The sequence below is a fragment of the uncultured Umboniibacter sp. genome, from assembly GCF_947497555.1.
Classification (GTDB): Bacteria; Pseudomonadota; Gammaproteobacteria; order Pseudomonadales; family DSM-25080; genus Umboniibacter.
This window is the reverse complement of sequence record NZ_CANMGY010000004.1, coordinates 196,933-211,212: the sequence shown is the minus strand read 5'-3', so window position 1 is coordinate 211,212 and position 14,280 is coordinate 196,933. Positions and strand designations below refer to the sequence as shown.

13 protein-coding genes are annotated in these 14,280 nt (G+C 48.1%); 8 read left to right on the top strand and 5 right to left on the bottom strand.

What is annotated here, in order from left to right:
- Nucleotides 1-349 precede the first annotated feature (349 nt).
- The 7 genes from rimP (at nucleotide 350) to pnp (ending at nucleotide 8,772) form a co-directional block, all read left to right on the top strand.
- Nucleotides 350-817, top strand: coding sequence for a ribosome maturation factor RimP (rimP, locus tag Q0698_RS07060; protein WP_298635145.1), 468 nt, complete (start codon nucleotides 350-352; stop codon nucleotides 815-817).
- Between the two features lie 31 nt (nucleotides 818-848).
- Nucleotides 849-2,330 (top strand): transcription termination factor NusA, encoded by a 1,482-nt coding sequence (gene nusA, locus Q0698_RS07055; RefSeq protein WP_298635143.1) that lies wholly within the window; start codon nucleotides 849-851, stop codon nucleotides 2,328-2,330.
- Nucleotides 2,331-2,372: 42 nt separating this feature from the next.
- Nucleotides 2,373-4,886 (top strand): translation initiation factor IF-2, encoded by a 2,514-nt coding sequence (gene infB / locus Q0698_RS07050; RefSeq protein WP_298635141.1) that lies wholly within the window; start codon nucleotides 2,373-2,375, stop codon nucleotides 4,884-4,886.
- 11 nt (nucleotides 4,887-4,897) lie between these two features.
- Nucleotides 4,898-5,275 carry a 30S ribosome-binding factor RbfA gene (gene rbfA / locus Q0698_RS07045; protein WP_298635139.1) on the top strand — a complete coding sequence of 126 codons (378 nt, stop codon included), beginning with the start codon at nucleotides 4,898-4,900 and terminating at the stop codon, nucleotides 5,273-5,275.
- A gap of 3 nt (nucleotides 5,276-5,278) precedes the next feature.
- Nucleotides 5,279-6,223, top strand: coding sequence for a tRNA pseudouridine(55) synthase TruB (gene truB / locus Q0698_RS07040; RefSeq protein WP_298635137.1), 945 nt, complete (start codon nucleotides 5,279-5,281; stop codon nucleotides 6,221-6,223).
- A 95-nt stretch (nucleotides 6,224-6,318) separates the two neighbouring features.
- Nucleotides 6,319-6,588, top strand: a complete 270-nt coding sequence (gene rpsO, locus Q0698_RS07035) for a 30S ribosomal protein S15 (RefSeq protein ID WP_121876773.1) — start codon at nucleotides 6,319-6,321, stop codon at nucleotides 6,586-6,588.
- A 60-nt stretch (nucleotides 6,589-6,648) separates the two neighbouring features.
- On the top strand, nucleotides 6,649-8,772 hold the full coding sequence (gene pnp / locus Q0698_RS07030) for a polyribonucleotide nucleotidyltransferase (protein ID WP_298635130.1): 2,124 nt from the start codon (nucleotides 6,649-6,651) through the stop codon (nucleotides 8,770-8,772).
- 122 nt (nucleotides 8,773-8,894) lie between these two features.
- Here pnp and Q0698_RS07025 read toward each other — a convergent pair whose 3' ends face one another.
- From Q0698_RS07025 to Q0698_RS07015, 3 genes are all read right to left on the bottom strand, one after another.
- Nucleotides 8,895-10,082 (bottom strand): acetyl-CoA C-acetyltransferase, encoded by a 1,188-nt coding sequence (locus tag Q0698_RS07025; protein WP_298635127.1) that lies wholly within the window; start codon nucleotides 10,080-10,082, stop codon nucleotides 8,895-8,897.
- Between the two features lie 396 nt (nucleotides 10,083-10,478).
- Complete coding sequence (locus tag Q0698_RS07020; protein ID WP_298635125.1) at nucleotides 10,479-11,636, bottom strand: M56 family metallopeptidase; 1,158 nt, start codon at nucleotides 11,634-11,636, stop codon at nucleotides 10,479-10,481.
- Nucleotides 11,629-12,003, bottom strand: a complete 375-nt coding sequence (locus Q0698_RS07015) for a BlaI/MecI/CopY family transcriptional regulator (protein ID WP_298635124.1) — start codon at nucleotides 12,001-12,003, stop codon at nucleotides 11,629-11,631. The genes Q0698_RS07020 and Q0698_RS07015 overlap by 8 nt, the downstream gene beginning before the upstream one ends.
- Before the next feature lie 306 nt (nucleotides 12,004-12,309).
- On the opposite strand from Q0698_RS07015, the gene Q0698_RS07010 reads away from it, so the two are divergent.
- Nucleotides 12,310-12,801 (top strand): GNAT family N-acetyltransferase, encoded by a 492-nt coding sequence (locus Q0698_RS07010; RefSeq protein ID WP_298635122.1) that lies wholly within the window; start codon nucleotides 12,310-12,312, stop codon nucleotides 12,799-12,801.
- Here Q0698_RS07010 and panB read toward each other — a convergent pair whose 3' ends face one another.
- Nucleotides 12,802-13,593 carry a 3-methyl-2-oxobutanoate hydroxymethyltransferase gene (gene panB, locus Q0698_RS07005; RefSeq protein ID WP_298635120.1) on the bottom strand — a complete coding sequence of 264 codons (792 nt, stop codon included), beginning with the start codon at nucleotides 13,591-13,593 and terminating at the stop codon, nucleotides 12,802-12,804.
- Between the two features lie 14 nt (nucleotides 13,594-13,607).
- Entirely contained in the window at nucleotides 13,608-14,273 is a 666-nt protein-coding gene (locus Q0698_RS07000) for a deoxynucleoside kinase (RefSeq protein WP_298635117.1), read from the bottom strand.
- Nucleotides 14,274-14,280: the final 7 nt, after the last annotated feature.

Below are 14,280 nucleotides of genomic sequence, written 5' to 3'. Positions count from 1 at the left end.
GGTCGGGCTCAGCTTTCAACCGGCGCAGCCGCTGAAGGTCGATGGTGTTAAGCCAGCTCCCGCTACCAATTTTAAGACGGTAGTTTGTAATAAAGGTCACCTTTAGATGTTGTTTTCTAAAGGATCGAAGGACGATGACCTTAGCCTTTCGTTAGAAAGCGCATTTTATCTCTTGGATCAATGAGAGATGACAGTTAGGTGAAGCTTATGCCAATTGTGTGCGCACAAAGGCTAAGTCAAATCACTCTACGATGGCCCCTTTTTAGGGGCTTTTTGCTACTTGGGCGTTACGAAACCGACCAGTAGAGATGGGCTAAACTCCCATTTTTTGTTAAATTTGAGGTTTACGATGGCAGGAACAAAAGCGGATAAGCTAGAAGCTTTGCTGGCTCCAGTAGTGGAAGCCCTCGGCTGTGAGCTTTGGACGTTAGAATATTTATCAAAGGGCAAAGATGTCACGCTCCGCCTTTATATAGATCGTGCAGAGGTCGGCGTTAGTCTTGAAGACTGTGAGCGTGTTAGCCGACAGGTTTCTTCAGTGATGGATGTGGAAGATCCAATTAGTGGTGAGTACACATTGGAAGTTTCTTCTCCAGGTCTGGATCGACCACTAGTCAAACTGTCACATTACGAAGGCAGTGTTGGTGAACGAATCAAGTTACAGCTGCGTATGGCCTTTGAGGGTCGACGCAAGTTTCAAGGGATTATTGTCGGTATCGAGGGTGATGAAGTGGTTCTTCACGTAGATGGGGAAGAACTAGTGTTCCCTGTCGAGTCGATCGAAAAGGCAAAGGTCATTCCAACTTTTAATAATTAATTTTTAGATTATCGTTTTTAAGGGCGCGAATATGAATAAAGAAATTCTGTTAGTTGCGGAAGCTGTATCAAACGAGAAGGGTGTACCTCAGTCGCTTATTTTTGAAGCCATTGAGACCGCTCTCGCTACCGCTACAAAAAAGCGTTACGAAGAAGAATCAGATATCCGAGTAGTTATTGACCGTGAGTCTGGCGATTATGAATCGTTCCGTCGCTGGGAAGTGGTTGCCGATGACGTATTGGCGATACTGGGTACTCAGCTTACCACTGAAGAAGCTGCGGAAGTGAATCCGGAGCTTGCGATTGGCGATTTTCATGAAGAACAGGTTGAGAATATCAACTTCGGACGAATTGCCGCACAAACTGCCAAGCAGGTTATCGTTCAAAAAGTTCGTGAAGCAGAACGTCAGCAAATTGCCGATGTTTACCGACTTCGTATCGGTGAGGTGCTTAGCGGTTCAGTTAAGACGGTAAATCGCGAATGGATCAAGGTTGATTTAGGCGGCAACGCTGAAGCGATTCTACCTCGCGAGAACCTTATCCCACGTGAAATCTTCCGCATGAATGACCGCGTTCGCGCAGTACTTCAGGAAGTTCGTGATGACGGTAAGGGTCCACAACTTATTCTAAGTCGTGCATCAAACGAAATGTTGATCGAATTGTTCAAGATCGAAGTGCCAGAGATTTCTGAGCAAGTTATCGAGATTCGTGGCGCAGCTCGTGATGCGGGTTCGCGTGCCAAGATTGCGGTGAAGACTAATGATGGTCGTATCGATCCTGTAGGTGCCTGTGTTGGTATGCGTGGTTCACGTGTTCAAGCGGTATCAGGTGAGCTACAGAACGAACGCGTTGATATCATTCTTTGGGATGATAACCCAGCACAACTCGTGATCAATGCAATGGCGCCAGCAGAAGTTGAGTCAATTGTTGTTGATGAAGATGCGCATTCGATGGACGTTGCGGTTGATTCAGAGAACCTAGCCCAGGCAATTGGCCGTTCAGGTCAGAACGTTCGCTTAGCGGGTGAACTGACAGGATGGCGTATTAACGTGCTGTCGGTTGAGGACTTTGCTGAGCGTCAGGAAGCCGAAGTTGGTCAGTTTGTAAATCTCTTTATTGAGCACCTAGATGTTGATGAGGGGCTGGCCGAAGTATTGGCTGATGAAGGATTTACTAGCCTGGATGAAATAGCCTATGTGCCAATGGATGAGATGCTATCTATCGAAGGCTTCGATGAGGACATGGTTACTGAATTACGTACGCGTGCTAAAGATGCTCTACTAACCTTAGAGCTAAAATCGGAAGAGCGCTTAGAGAAAGCAGAGCCAGCAGAAGACCTGTTAGAGATGGATGGCATGGATCGTCATTTAGCGTTCGTATTTGCGAGCCGTGGAATCATCACAATGGAAGACCTAGCAGAGCAAGCCGTTGATGACATTAGTGACATTGACGAACTCGATGAGGAGCGCGCAGCCGCACTTATCATGACAGCCCGTGCGCCTTGGTTCGAGTAATACCAAAGAGCGTCGCGAATACGAAACACGGGGAGAAATTAGATGGCTGATGTAACAGTTAAAGATTTAGCAGAACAAATCGGTACCACCCAAACCAAACTCATTGAACAAATGAAGGATGCTGGGTTAAAGACACGTAAAGGCGATAGTTTGGTCTCTGCTGAAGAGAAGCAGACCCTTCTTAATCACTTGAAGGCATCTCACGGCGAGTCGACTGATGCACCGAAGAAGATTACGTTGAAGCGCAAGACTACGACAACTCTGAAAGCTGGCGGTCGCAAGACCGTAGCGGTTGAAGTTCGTAAGAAGCGTACTTTTGTAAAGCGCAGTCCAGAAGAGATTGCCGCTGAGGAAGCCGAAGCGGCAGCAGCAGAAAAGGCGGCAGCGGAAGCAGCGGCCAAGGCCGAAGTAGAAGCTGCGGCGGCGGCTAAAGCTGCCGAGAAGCTCGCGAAAGCGGAGGCGGCTGCGGAAGCGGCTAAGGCTGCAGAAGCAAATGAGGCCAATGCCGAAGCAGAGCAGACCGCTGCGATTGAAGCTGCGCGCCTTGAAGAGGAGCGTAAAGCGGCTGAGATTCAGGCACGCGCCGCTGCTGAGGCAGCGCTTAAAGAAGCTGAAGCGAAGAAATCACAACCACAGCGCCGTGAACGTGAAGCCGAGAAACCTAAAGGTAAGAAGAAGCCCCTTGGAAGAGGTGAGAACTTCGACCGACGAGGTGGCCGCAAGAAGCTTAAGGCGAAGTCTAACGCTCGTGGTGGTGCACGTGCCGATAATCAGCATGGCTTCCAAAAGCCAACTGAAAAAATCGTGCGCGAGGTAGAAGTTCCGGAAACCATTACCGTGGGTGAACTCGCCCAAGCGATGGCAGTTAAAGCCGGTGAGGTTATCAAGGCTCTTATGACTATGGGCTCTATGGCAACCATTAACCAGGCGTTAGACCAAGACACAGCTACTTTAGTGGTTGAAGAAATGGGTCACACCGTTAAGACCGTATCGTCTAATCAAATGGAAGAAAGTTTGGTTGAAGACTTTGTCCAAACCGATGGCGAAGAGTTGTCTCGTGCACCCGTTGTTACGGTGATGGGGCACGTTGACCATGGTAAAACGTCGTTACTTGATTACATTCGTAAAACGCATGTAACCACGGGTGAAGCCGGTGGTATTACCCAGCACATTGGTGCGTACCACGTTGATACCGGTCACGGTATGATCTCGTTCCTCGATACGCCCGGACACGCAGCCTTTACTGCTATGCGAGCTCGTGGCGCTCAGGCGACCGATATTGTTATCTTAGCCGTTGCCGCAGACGACGGTGTTATGCCGCAGACCGAAGAGGCAGTTCAGCATGCGAAAGCAGCTGGTGTACCGCTTATTGTTGCGGTGAATAAGATGGATAAGGAAAGTGCTGATCCCGATCGTGTTAAGAACGAATTGGCAGCTAAAGAAGTTATTCCAGAAGACTGGGGCGGTGACACTCAGTTCGTTGAGGTTTCTGCTCACACTGGTCAAGGTATTGAAGCGTTACTTGAAGCTATCTTACTTCAGTCTGAAGTACTTGAGCTTAAAGCGGTTCATTCGGGTTCTGCGCGAGGTGTTGTTATTGAGTCTCGCCTTGATAAGGGTCGCGGTTCAGTCTCAACGGTTCTCGTTCAAGCGGGTACCTTAGAGAAGGGTGACATCGTTCTTGCTGGTCAACAGTATGGACGTGTTCGTGCAATGTTGGATGAAAATGGTGAGACCGTCGCGAAGGCTGGTCCGTCTATTCCGGTAGAGATATTAGGTCTCGACGGAACTCCCGCTGCAGGTGATGAGTTCTTGGTGGTACCCAATGAGCGTCGTGCTCGTGAGGTAGCTCAATCTCGTCATGACCGTGACCGTCACGATAAGTTGGCTCGTCAGCAAGCAGCTAAGCTCGAAAACATGTTCACTAACATGGAAGAGGGCGATAAGAAGACCTTATCTGTAGTGGTTAAGGCAGACGTACGCGGTTCACTTGAAGCTATTCTGGCTGCGCTTGCCGATCTTGGTAATGACGAAGTTCAGGTTCAAGTTGTCTCCAGTGGCGTAGGTGGTTTAACCGAAACTGACGTCAACCTAGCCGTGACTTCAGGTGCAATTATGCTTGGTTTCAACGTTCGTGCTGACGCAACCGCGCGTCGTACCGCAGAAGCTGAGTCAATTGAAATTCGCTACTATAGCGTTATCTACAACCTTCTCGATGACCTCAAGGCCGCCCTTACGGGTATGTTGGCACCTGAGCTTCGTGAGAACATTGTGGGTATTGCAGATGTTCGTGAAGTATTCCGTTCGCCTAAGTTCGGCCAGGTTGCTGGTTGTATGGTGACTGAAGGAACGGTATATCGAGCTAAACCTATTCGCGTATTACGTGACAGCGTTGTGATCTTTGAGGGTGAATTGGAGTCGCTTCGTCGATTCAAAGATGACGCTCAGGAAGTTCGTAACGGAATGGAGTGCGGAATCGGCGTTAAGAACTATGATGTAAAAGTCGGTGACCAAATCGAAGTGTTTGAAGTCCTCGAAATTCAACGTAGTCTTTAAAGAAAGGTCTTATGGCTAAAGAGTTTGCAAGAACAGATCGAGTCGGCGATTTCTTGAAAAAGGAATTGTCGCTTTTGATCCAGCGTGAAATGCGCGATCCACGGGTCGGTATGGTAAGCATTACTGACGTCGAAGTGACGCGCGATTTAAGCTACGCAAAGGTGTTTGTTACCTTTATGGGGATTGAAGGCGAAGAGGCAATAGTTGAAGGTGTCAAAGTACTAAATGGTGCTGCTGGCTATCTCCGCTCGCTCTTAAGTAAAACACATAGAATGCGTACAACCCCAAAGATTAAGTTCTTATATGACAAGAGTGTCTCACAGGGGTCATACCTTTCAGGATTGATTGATCGCGCGGTGTCCGATGACCGCCGCGACGACGAGGAGTAATTCGTGGCAAGAAGGCGTAGAAGACCATTTGGCCGTCGTTTAGATGGTATCTTGGTATTAAATAAAGGTATTGGCGATTCTTCCAATGACGCGCTTCAGCGTGCAAAGCGAATTTTATTCGCGGCAAAAGCTGGGCACACTGGTAGTCTGGATCCGAAAGCAACCGGCGTGCTGCCAATTTGTTTTGGTGAAGGCACTAAGTTCACTCAGTTTCTACTTGACGCTGACAAAGAATACAACGCGAGCATCAAGTTTGGTGTCCGCACCGATACCGGTGATGTTGAAGGTGAAGAGCGTGATCACACGCCTGCTCCGGAATTGACAGAAGCCGATGTTGTTGAAGTTTTGAAGCGTTTTGAAGGTGAACAAAAGCAAGTTCCTTCAATGTATTCGGCACTTAAGCATAACGGTGTGCCGCTATATAAGCTGGCGCGTGAAGGTAAGACTGTTGAGCGTGAAGCTCGCGATATTAACCTATTTCACATTGAGCTTAAGTCGTTCACCGCAGGTGAGTATCCCGCAGCAGTGATTAACGTTCATTGCTCTAAAGGGACGTATATTCGTACCTTGGTTGAAGATATTGGCGAAGCCATTGGTTGTGGAGCCCACGTAACGGCTCTACACCGTATTCAGGCCGGTCCGTTCCACGAAGATAATGCGCACACGTTGGATCAACTTTCAGAGATGCGCGGCGAGAATCGTGCTGAAGTTTTGGATCATCTATTGATCCCGATTGAAGCTGCCGTAGATCACTTGCCGAAAGTTGTGTTGAACGAAGCAGCAGCTTATTATCTGCGTCAGGGTCAGCCCGTGCAAGATAATGCAATTTTACGTATCGCAGATGCGGGTGATTGGGTTAGAATTGCAGATGAATCTGGTAACTTCATGGGTATTGGTGAAGTTAACGAAGATGGCCTATTGGCGCCAAGGCGCCTAGTGGCTGAATAACGCAGTAATGCGACTTTCCCGAAAGGGACGAACCTGTCTGTAAATATGCGCGGTCAGGCTTGATTTTATGGCATATTATGAGAGGAGTATGACTCATGGCACTAAGTGCACAAGAAAAAGCGGCTATCGTAGCCGATTACGCTCAGGGCGAAGGCGATACTGGTTCACCGGAAGTTCAGGTAGCTTTGTTGACGCATAACATCAACAAGCTTCAGGGCCACTTTAAAGGCAACAAGCAAGATCACCACAGCCGTCGTGGTCTTATCCGTATGGTAAATCAGCGTCGTAAGTTGCTTGATTACCTTAAGGGTAAAAACGTTGCTCGCTACGCCGACTTGATTAAGCGTCTAGGTTTACGTCGCTAAGTCACTTACAACCTCGGGCGCCTAGCGCCCGTTGTTGTTTTACAGATAAAGGAAAATAATGTGAATCCTGTAATTAAACAGTTTCAATACGGTAAACACCAAGTAACGCTTGAAACCGGCCGTTTGGCTCGTCAAGCTGATGGTGCCGTTTTAGTATCGATGGATGACACGGTTGTTTTATGTACGGTCGTTGGTGATAAGAACGCCAAAGAGGGCCAGAGCTTTTTCCCTCTATCCGTTCATTACATCGAGAAAACTTATGCCGCTGGTAGAATCCCAGGTGGTTTCCTTAAGCGTGAAGGTCGTCCGTCAGAAAAAGAAACACTGACATCACGTTTGATCGATCGTCCAATTCGCCCGCTATTTCCAAATGGCTTTATGAATGAAGTACAGGTTGTCTGTACAGTTATGTCAGCGGGTAAAGAAGTCGATTCAGATGTTGCGGCAATGATTGGTACTTCAGCAGCATTGGCTATTTCTGGTATCCCATTCGCCGGCCCAATTGGTTGTGCTCGTGTTGGTTACTCAGAGAGCGAAGGCTACCTATTAAATCCTACTATCAGTGAGCTTCCAGCGTCAGAACTAGACATGGTTGTTGCCGGTACGAAGGATGCAGTCTTAATGGTTGAATCAGAAGCGAATGAGCTTCCTGAAGATATCATGCTTGGTGCGGTACTTTACGGCCACCAGGAAATGCAAACAGTTATCAGCGCAATCAACGAATTGGCTAGTGAAACTGCTAAGCCAACTTGGGATTGGCAGGCAGCAGCAGTTAACGAACCGCTAGTAGCGGCGTTAGATCTGGCTTTCGGCGATAAAGTTGCAGCAGCTTACCAAATTACGGTTAAGCAGGAGCGTTCAGGTACGCTTTCAACCCTTCGTGATGAAGCGATTGCTACCTTGGCAACTGATGCATCTGATTACGATGCCTCTGAAGTCTCTTCATACTTCGGTAAGCTAGAGAAGCGTATCGTTCGTCGTCGTATTCTTGCTGGTGAGCCGCGTATTGATGGTCGTGATACCACTACCGTTCGCGCGCTTAAGAGTGAAGTTGGCGTCATGCCAAACGTTCACGGTTCATCGGTATTTACTCGCGGTGAAACGCAGGCTATCGTTGTAGCAACGTTGGGTTCACTTCGTGATTCTCAAATCGTTGATGCGCTAACCGGCAGCTTCCGTGATTACTTCATGCTCCACTACAACTTCCCTCCTTACTCTGTAGGTGAAGCGGGTCGTATGGGTGGTGTTGGTCGTCGCGAAATCGGTCATGGTCGCCTAGCGCGCCGTGGTGTTGCAGCGGTTATGCCAAACATTGAAGAATTCCCATACACCATCCGTGTTGTCTCTGAGATTACTGAGTCAAACGGTTCGTCTTCTATGGCGTCAGTATGCGGAACTTCACTCGCAATGATGGACGCAGGTGTTCCGCTTAAGGCGCCGGTAGCGGGTATCGCTATGGGTCTTGTGAAAGACGGCGAAGAAGTTGCTGTCCTAACCGATATCCTAGGTGATGAAGATCATCTTGGTGATATGGACTTTAAGGTTGCTGGTACAGAGCAGGGTATTACTGCACTTCAGATGGATATCAAGATTGAGGGTATTAACGAATCAATCATGGATACCGCACTGTCTCAAGCTAAGGACGCGCGTTTGCACATCCTTGAAGAGATGAACTCGGTGCTTGCATCGTCGCGTTCTGATGTAGCTGAAACTGCACCACGTTTCCACACCTTGAAGGTTCACACTGACAAGATCCGTGACGTAATTGGTAAGGGTGGCGCAACTATCCGTTCGATTACTGAGCAGACGGGTGCAGATGTTGATATCGAAGACGATGGTACCATTCGAATTTACGCCGCAAGCGGAGAAGATCTTCGCGCTGCAGTGAACATGATCGAAGGTATTACAGCGGAAGCTGAAATCGGTGCAACTTATGAAGGTACGGTCCAGAAGATCGTAGATTTCGGTGCATTCGTTAACTTCCTTCCTGGCAAAGACGGTTTGGTTCACATCTCGCAGATCGCTCACGAGCGTGTCAATGCGGTAGGTGATTACTTAACTGAAGGTCAAGAAGTTAAGGTTAAAGTACTAGATGTTGACCAGCGCGGCCGTGTTAAGCTCTCTATCAAAGAGACGCTAGAAGCGCCTGCAGCGGAATCTGATGCTGAAGCTAGCGAAGATTAAGTTCTAGTCGATCATAAAAAAACGAGGCCTTGGCCTCGTTTTTTTATGCCTGTAAGTTTAGTAGTTGTTAGCGAGTAGTTGATGCTGGCTAACAAGTGGACTAATAGGCCGTTAGCACCGTTTTACGGACGTTCTACAGCCATAGCAACACCTTGGCCACCGCCGATACATAACGTGGCAATACCACGTTTCTGCTGAGTTCTCTCAAGATGATGAAGAAGGGTAACCAATACACGGCAGCCCGAAGCGCCAATAGGGTGGCCTAACGCAATAGCTCCACCGCCAATATTAACCTTACTAGGGTCCAGGCCAAGCGATTGGCTGACACAGAGTGCTTGAACAGCGAACGCCTCGTTAGCTTCAATCAGATCGACGTCGTCTAGCTGCCAATTTGTTTTTTCAAGCACTTTGCGCGTTGCTGGTATCGGTCCGGTACCCATGATCTCTGGCGCAACGCCGGCACTCGCGTGCGCGCTAATATGAGCCAAGATCGGTAGCCCTAAGGACTTTGCTTTCGACTCGCTCATTACCACTACGAACGCGGCACCATCATTCAACGAGGATGCGTTACCTGCAGTAACGGAGCCATTTTTATCGAAGGCAGGGCGAAGGCGAGTCAGTGACTCGATATTCGCATCGGCTTTAATGCCGTCATCCAGCGAGACTTCAACAGTAGGTCCTCTGCGAGGGGTAATAGTGATTGGCGTGATTTCCTGATCAAACCAGCCGGCCGTTTGAGCGGCTGCCGCCTTCTGATGTGATGTCAGCGCGAATTGATCCTGGGCTTCACGGTCTAAGGTCTGTTCGGCATGAGCGGCGACTAGATTCTCCGCGGTGATCCCCATATGGTAGTCATTAAAAGCATCCCAGAGACCATCGTTAACCATGGTGTCCACGAGGTTCCAGTTACCCATTCGCTGCCCTTTACGGCTATTTGGCAGGACGTGTGGCACATTACTCATACTCTCTTGGCCGCCAGCAATGATGATCTCAGCATCGCCGTTGTCAATTGCCTGAGCGGCTAAGGCAACGGCCTTAAGTCCTGAACCGCAGACCTTATTAATGGTTAAACTTGCACACTGTTGGCTGAGGCCTGCAGCCAGTGCAGTTTGGCGAGCTGGATTTTGACCACAGCCCGCGGTGAGTACCTGTCCCGCGATAAGCTCATCAACGAGTTCTGGTGTTAGATTGATACTCTTCAGGCAATCTTGCACGACCTGAGTGGCGATTTCTACGGCACTTAGGCTCGCAAGCGAACCGCCAAATGATCCAACTGGACTTCGTTTAGCGGCGACAATAACGGCAGACATAATCCTTCCCTCTATGTTTTTCATTAGTTTAACATAGCCGGATACCATGTCGCAGGCAGCTTCGCATTCGACCTAAGTATTATTGTTGTCGCGGGCCAAATAACGCGTAGTGAGTGTTAAACTGTTCAAGGGTAGGGATATCTTTGCGTTTAACTACCACATTTCGGTGGGGTCCTTGGTGAGGGGAAGTGGATGAGTGAACTAGTAAGTGTTTATTATCAAGGGCGGAACTGAGCGCCAAATGTTGCGCTTATCTTCACTCGTTCTTCAGGGGTTCGTCGGATTGTGAAGGTATGCTTAGTCTCACTTGTATTGTTAGTCTTCTTGACGCGTCTGCCAGCGACTGACGTGGAGTCGAGTGTCCATGTCAGTCACTAGGCTTAAGCTTCCTTGAGGTTAGCCCTCCGCCTTAAAGCTAAATTTATAATGGGATGTTAGTCCAGAGTATTCAGGAGAATACTTGAATTTTTGGATGGCGTTGAGTGCCGCTGTTTCAAGCAGGGCACGAGAAGATTCGGCACCATCACTTGATTCTGAGGACACCACGGTAACGTCATCAACAGTGAAATTTTCCGTGATGAGGAACTCAACAATTACCTCACCTTCGACACCGTCAGTCATTAACTGCCGAGGATACAGAGGATGCACAAGTACGATAGGCGTAGGCTCTAATTCTGTGGTTTCGACGGTAGTATCACTTTCAATAGCGCAAGCACTGACGAAAAATAGTGTAAAGAAGGCAAACAATGTTGCATGTTTTGCCGGCTTCATATTGTTTTTGATAAGTTTTAATCGACTGAGTAGCATCTTCTTTTCTCCTGAGTGAGCAAATAGGTACTGATGTGTGGGTGAGCTCATAAGGCTCTTTAGCATTGCCTGTGCATAGCGCTTACGGCTTATGGATTTGTCTCGAAGTACTCGCTCATCACAGCTAGCTTCTTGAGTAAGCCGAAACTGTTTAAAAGCGAGCCAAGAAAGTGGATTGAACCAAAATATAGACGCTAGAGAGATAGCTAAGAGTGTGAGTAGATTGTCGCGACGTTTGATATGCACATATTCGTGTTCGACAATGATCGCTAGTTCGCTTTCTGAGTAGAATGTTTTGGCATCGACGGGTAAGACGATACGGCCACTAAATATGCCGTATACAGCGGGAGAATTGGTGCGGCGACTGTATGACACTGCCCGGCCATTAATGGGTTGACCTAGACTAGCAGTTTGAAGGACTCGAGAGGCTGCTAAGAGGTTCAGTAGAATATATACCAGCGCAGCCGTTGCGCCGATCAACCACAGTACAGGGAACACTATCTCCAAGTTGCTAGCTGATGGAACGGATACAGCAGAACTTAGATAGTCTACCGCTGATATATCGAGAATCTGAGGCTTGCGGACTGGACTTGGGATATGCGCGACTAACAGCGCCAACGGGATAATTATGAAAAGCCGGTAAACAATCGTTGCTGATAGTTTATCGATAAGTGTTTTAGATATGATGACGGCGGTAACGCAAGCGATACTAAACGTTAGCGTATGGTGTGTCAGCCACTCAATCATTCTTCTTCTCCCAGTCATCAATAAATTGCTTTAATTGCTCAATATCATCTCTCGAAAGACTCTCAGATTTTGCAAAGCCACTCACTAGACCTATGAAGTTTCCTTTGAAGACGCGTTGGAGAAAGCTCTTACTCTGCGACGCTAAATAGGTATCTTGATCAATCAGCGGCGTATAAAAATATTGCCTACCGACCTTTTCGAAGCTAACCGCCTGTTTTTTTACTAGGCGGGTAATGAGTGTGCGAGTAGTTTTGTCGTGCCAGCCATGTGACGCTTGAAGAGTGTCTACAATATCGTTGGTTGATATGGGGCTTGTGCGCCAAATAACGTGGAGAATCTCTAGCTCCGATTTACTAATGTCGTCCATTTTTCCCTTCCTATTACGCATGTAATATCTAAGATATTACGAATGTAATATATGGTTGTCAAGAATAGTTGCTTAGTCTCTATAAATAGATGAAAGAGTTACGCGCTATATAACAGTCAAATTGCATTGTTTGCTCTGCATTGGAAGGATAAAAATTTTGGTGTTCGCGAATAGAGAAGGTGATTTTTTGGTATAGTCATTGCGCCTGAAGCGGCCAAGGCGAGCGGTAATAGTTAACGTAGCCAGATTCTTTTCTACATCGTCAGGCGCAAGCATATTTCGAACTAGCTTAGGATTACTTGGATTATGAAAGAAGCAGTAACTGTTCACTACCTATCAATTGATGCTGAAAAATTTAGTGGTACTTCGCCGCTGCCGAATGGATGGCGTATCACTCGATGCGCCGAATTAGTCGGCGAACTACATTCCTTTTTTTATCGTTGGGTAGGCGGTGACTGGGGTTGGACCGACAAGCTTTCATTGAGCGCGGAGGCCTGGCAGGAGCATGCTGAAGCGTGTGAACTCTGGATAATTTATCAGAATGAAACGCCAGCAGGTTACTTCGAACTGGCCGAGCTAAGCGACTCAGTCGAGTTACAGTATTTTGGCTTGGCGCCTCATGCCGTTGGTCTAGGGGCAGGTGGGCCCGCACTCGAATTTGCCATCGCTCAGGGCCTCGAGAAATCCTCGTTAGTTACTGTTAACACGTGCAGTTGGGACCACCCCGCGGCATTGCCAAATTATCTGTCACGGGGTTTTGAGGAACACTATCAAGAGGTCGAATGGCGCGAGAGCTAATTACTCGAAACTATGCTCTAAACCCGGAAAGGCACCGCGCTTTACTTCCTCTACATAGTCAGAAAGTGCTGCCGCGATACTCGGGTTGAACTGTAGATAGTTCTTTGAGAACTTCGGGGATTTTGGGCTAATACCCAGCATGTCATAGATGACTAACACCTGTGCGTCAGTGTCAGCGCCAGCTCCAATGCCAACCACAGGAATGCTGAGTTGCTCGCTAATGCGTTTGGCTAGCGGGCTTGGCACACATTCCAATACCATCAAGTCGGCGCCGGCGGCCTCGAGAGCCATCGCGTCTTCAATCATAGCTTGAGCAGAGTCTGCATCGCGGCCCTGAACCTTATAGCCGCCTAATTTATTCACTGACTGGGGCGTTAAGCCTAGGTGGGCACAGACGGGTATCCCACAGTCAGATAAGGCTTTAATGGTATCGGCTAACCAACGACCACCCTCTAACTTCACCATATGCGAACCAGCTTGCATTAGCTGAGTGCTATTAAGCAGCGCATCCGCCACTGAGCTGTAGGTCATGAAAGGGAGGTCACCAATAATCAGCGAGGAGTCGTTACCTCGTTTCACCGCTTCGGTGTGGTAACACACCTCTTCGATGGTCACAGGCACCGTGGTATTGTGCCCCTGGACGGTCATGCCAAGGGAGTCGCCCACTAGGATCACATCAACACCGGCCTCGGCTAACAACTTAGAGAATGAAGCGTCATAGGCGGCGACGACCGCGAATTTCTGTCGCTCGGATTTCAGGTTTTGTAAGGTTTGAATCGTTACTTTATTCATCACATCTCTCGGCGCTAAATGGCCATAGGTATTGGGTTGTAGTAGTGACGACCGTGTCGGTTCGCCAACAGACATTGGAAAAACGCTTCATATTCTTGATCGTCTTCTAGGTCGATCTCCGAGGCGTTAATGATAAGTAAAGGCGACTGATCGTAGAAATGAAAGAAACGAGTGTAAGCATCGTTCATTCTCTCCAAATAATCATCGCTGATAAGGCGTTGGATTTGTCGATGGCTATCGCGAAGTTGGCGCCTGCTATGCTCGGTAGTTGTCTGCAGATAAATCACTAGATCAGGTTTAACTGAGTCGATTGCCATCGATTCGTAGACTTGCTTGTAGAGTTGGTATTCGTGATCCGACAGATTCACGGATGCAAAGAGAAGCTCTTTGTTGATTAAAAAATCGGCAACATAACGGTTGTCAAAAAGACTTCCCTCTTTGACTTGGAGATTGATCTTATTGCGCGAAAACAAAAAGTGTAGCTGGGTGGCGAGGGCAAATTGCTTTGGATCGCGGTAGAAATCATTTAGAAAGGGATTACTATTGGCAGTTTCGAGTAGTTCGGTCGCATTCAAACTCTCCGCAAGTCGACGAGCTAAGCGAGTCTTACCAGCTCCGATATTACCCTCTACCGCGATAAATAACGGTTTAGAAGTTACAGTAAAAGCGTCGTTAGTCACTACAACA

Excerpts from the sequence above, each read along its gene's own strand:
- Q0698_RS07010 (WP_298635122.1), top strand. The coding sequence starts at position 12,310 with ATGAAAGAAGCAGTAACTGTTCACTACCTATCAATTGATGCTGAAAAA.
- rimP (WP_298635145.1), top strand. The coding sequence starts at position 350 with ATGGCAGGAACAAAAGCGGATAAGCTAGAAGCTTTGCTGGCTCCAGTA.
- nusA (WP_298635143.1), top strand. The coding sequence starts at position 849 with ATGAATAAAGAAATTCTGTTAGTTGCGGAAGCTGTATCAAACGAGAAG.
- rpsO (WP_121876773.1), top strand. The coding sequence starts at position 6,319 with ATGGCACTAAGTGCACAAGAAAAAGCGGCTATCGTAGCCGATTACGCT.
- rbfA (WP_298635139.1), top strand. The coding sequence starts at position 4,898 with ATGGCTAAAGAGTTTGCAAGAACAGATCGAGTCGGCGATTTCTTGAAA.
- panB (WP_298635120.1), bottom strand. The coding sequence starts at position 13,593 with ATGAATAAAGTAACGATTCAAACCTTACAAAACCTGAAATCCGAGCGA.
- Q0698_RS07020 (WP_298635125.1), bottom strand. The coding sequence starts at position 11,636 with ATGATTGAGTGGCTGACACACCATACGCTAACGTTTAGTATCGCTTGC.
- Q0698_RS07025 (WP_298635127.1), bottom strand. The coding sequence starts at position 10,082 with ATGTCTGCCGTTATTGTCGCCGCTAAACGAAGTCCAGTTGGATCATTT.
- Q0698_RS07015 (WP_298635124.1), bottom strand. The coding sequence starts at position 12,003 with ATGGACGACATTAGTAAATCGGAGCTAGAGATTCTCCACGTTATTTGG.
- infB (WP_298635141.1), top strand. The coding sequence starts at position 2,373 with ATGGCTGATGTAACAGTTAAAGATTTAGCAGAACAAATCGGTACCACC.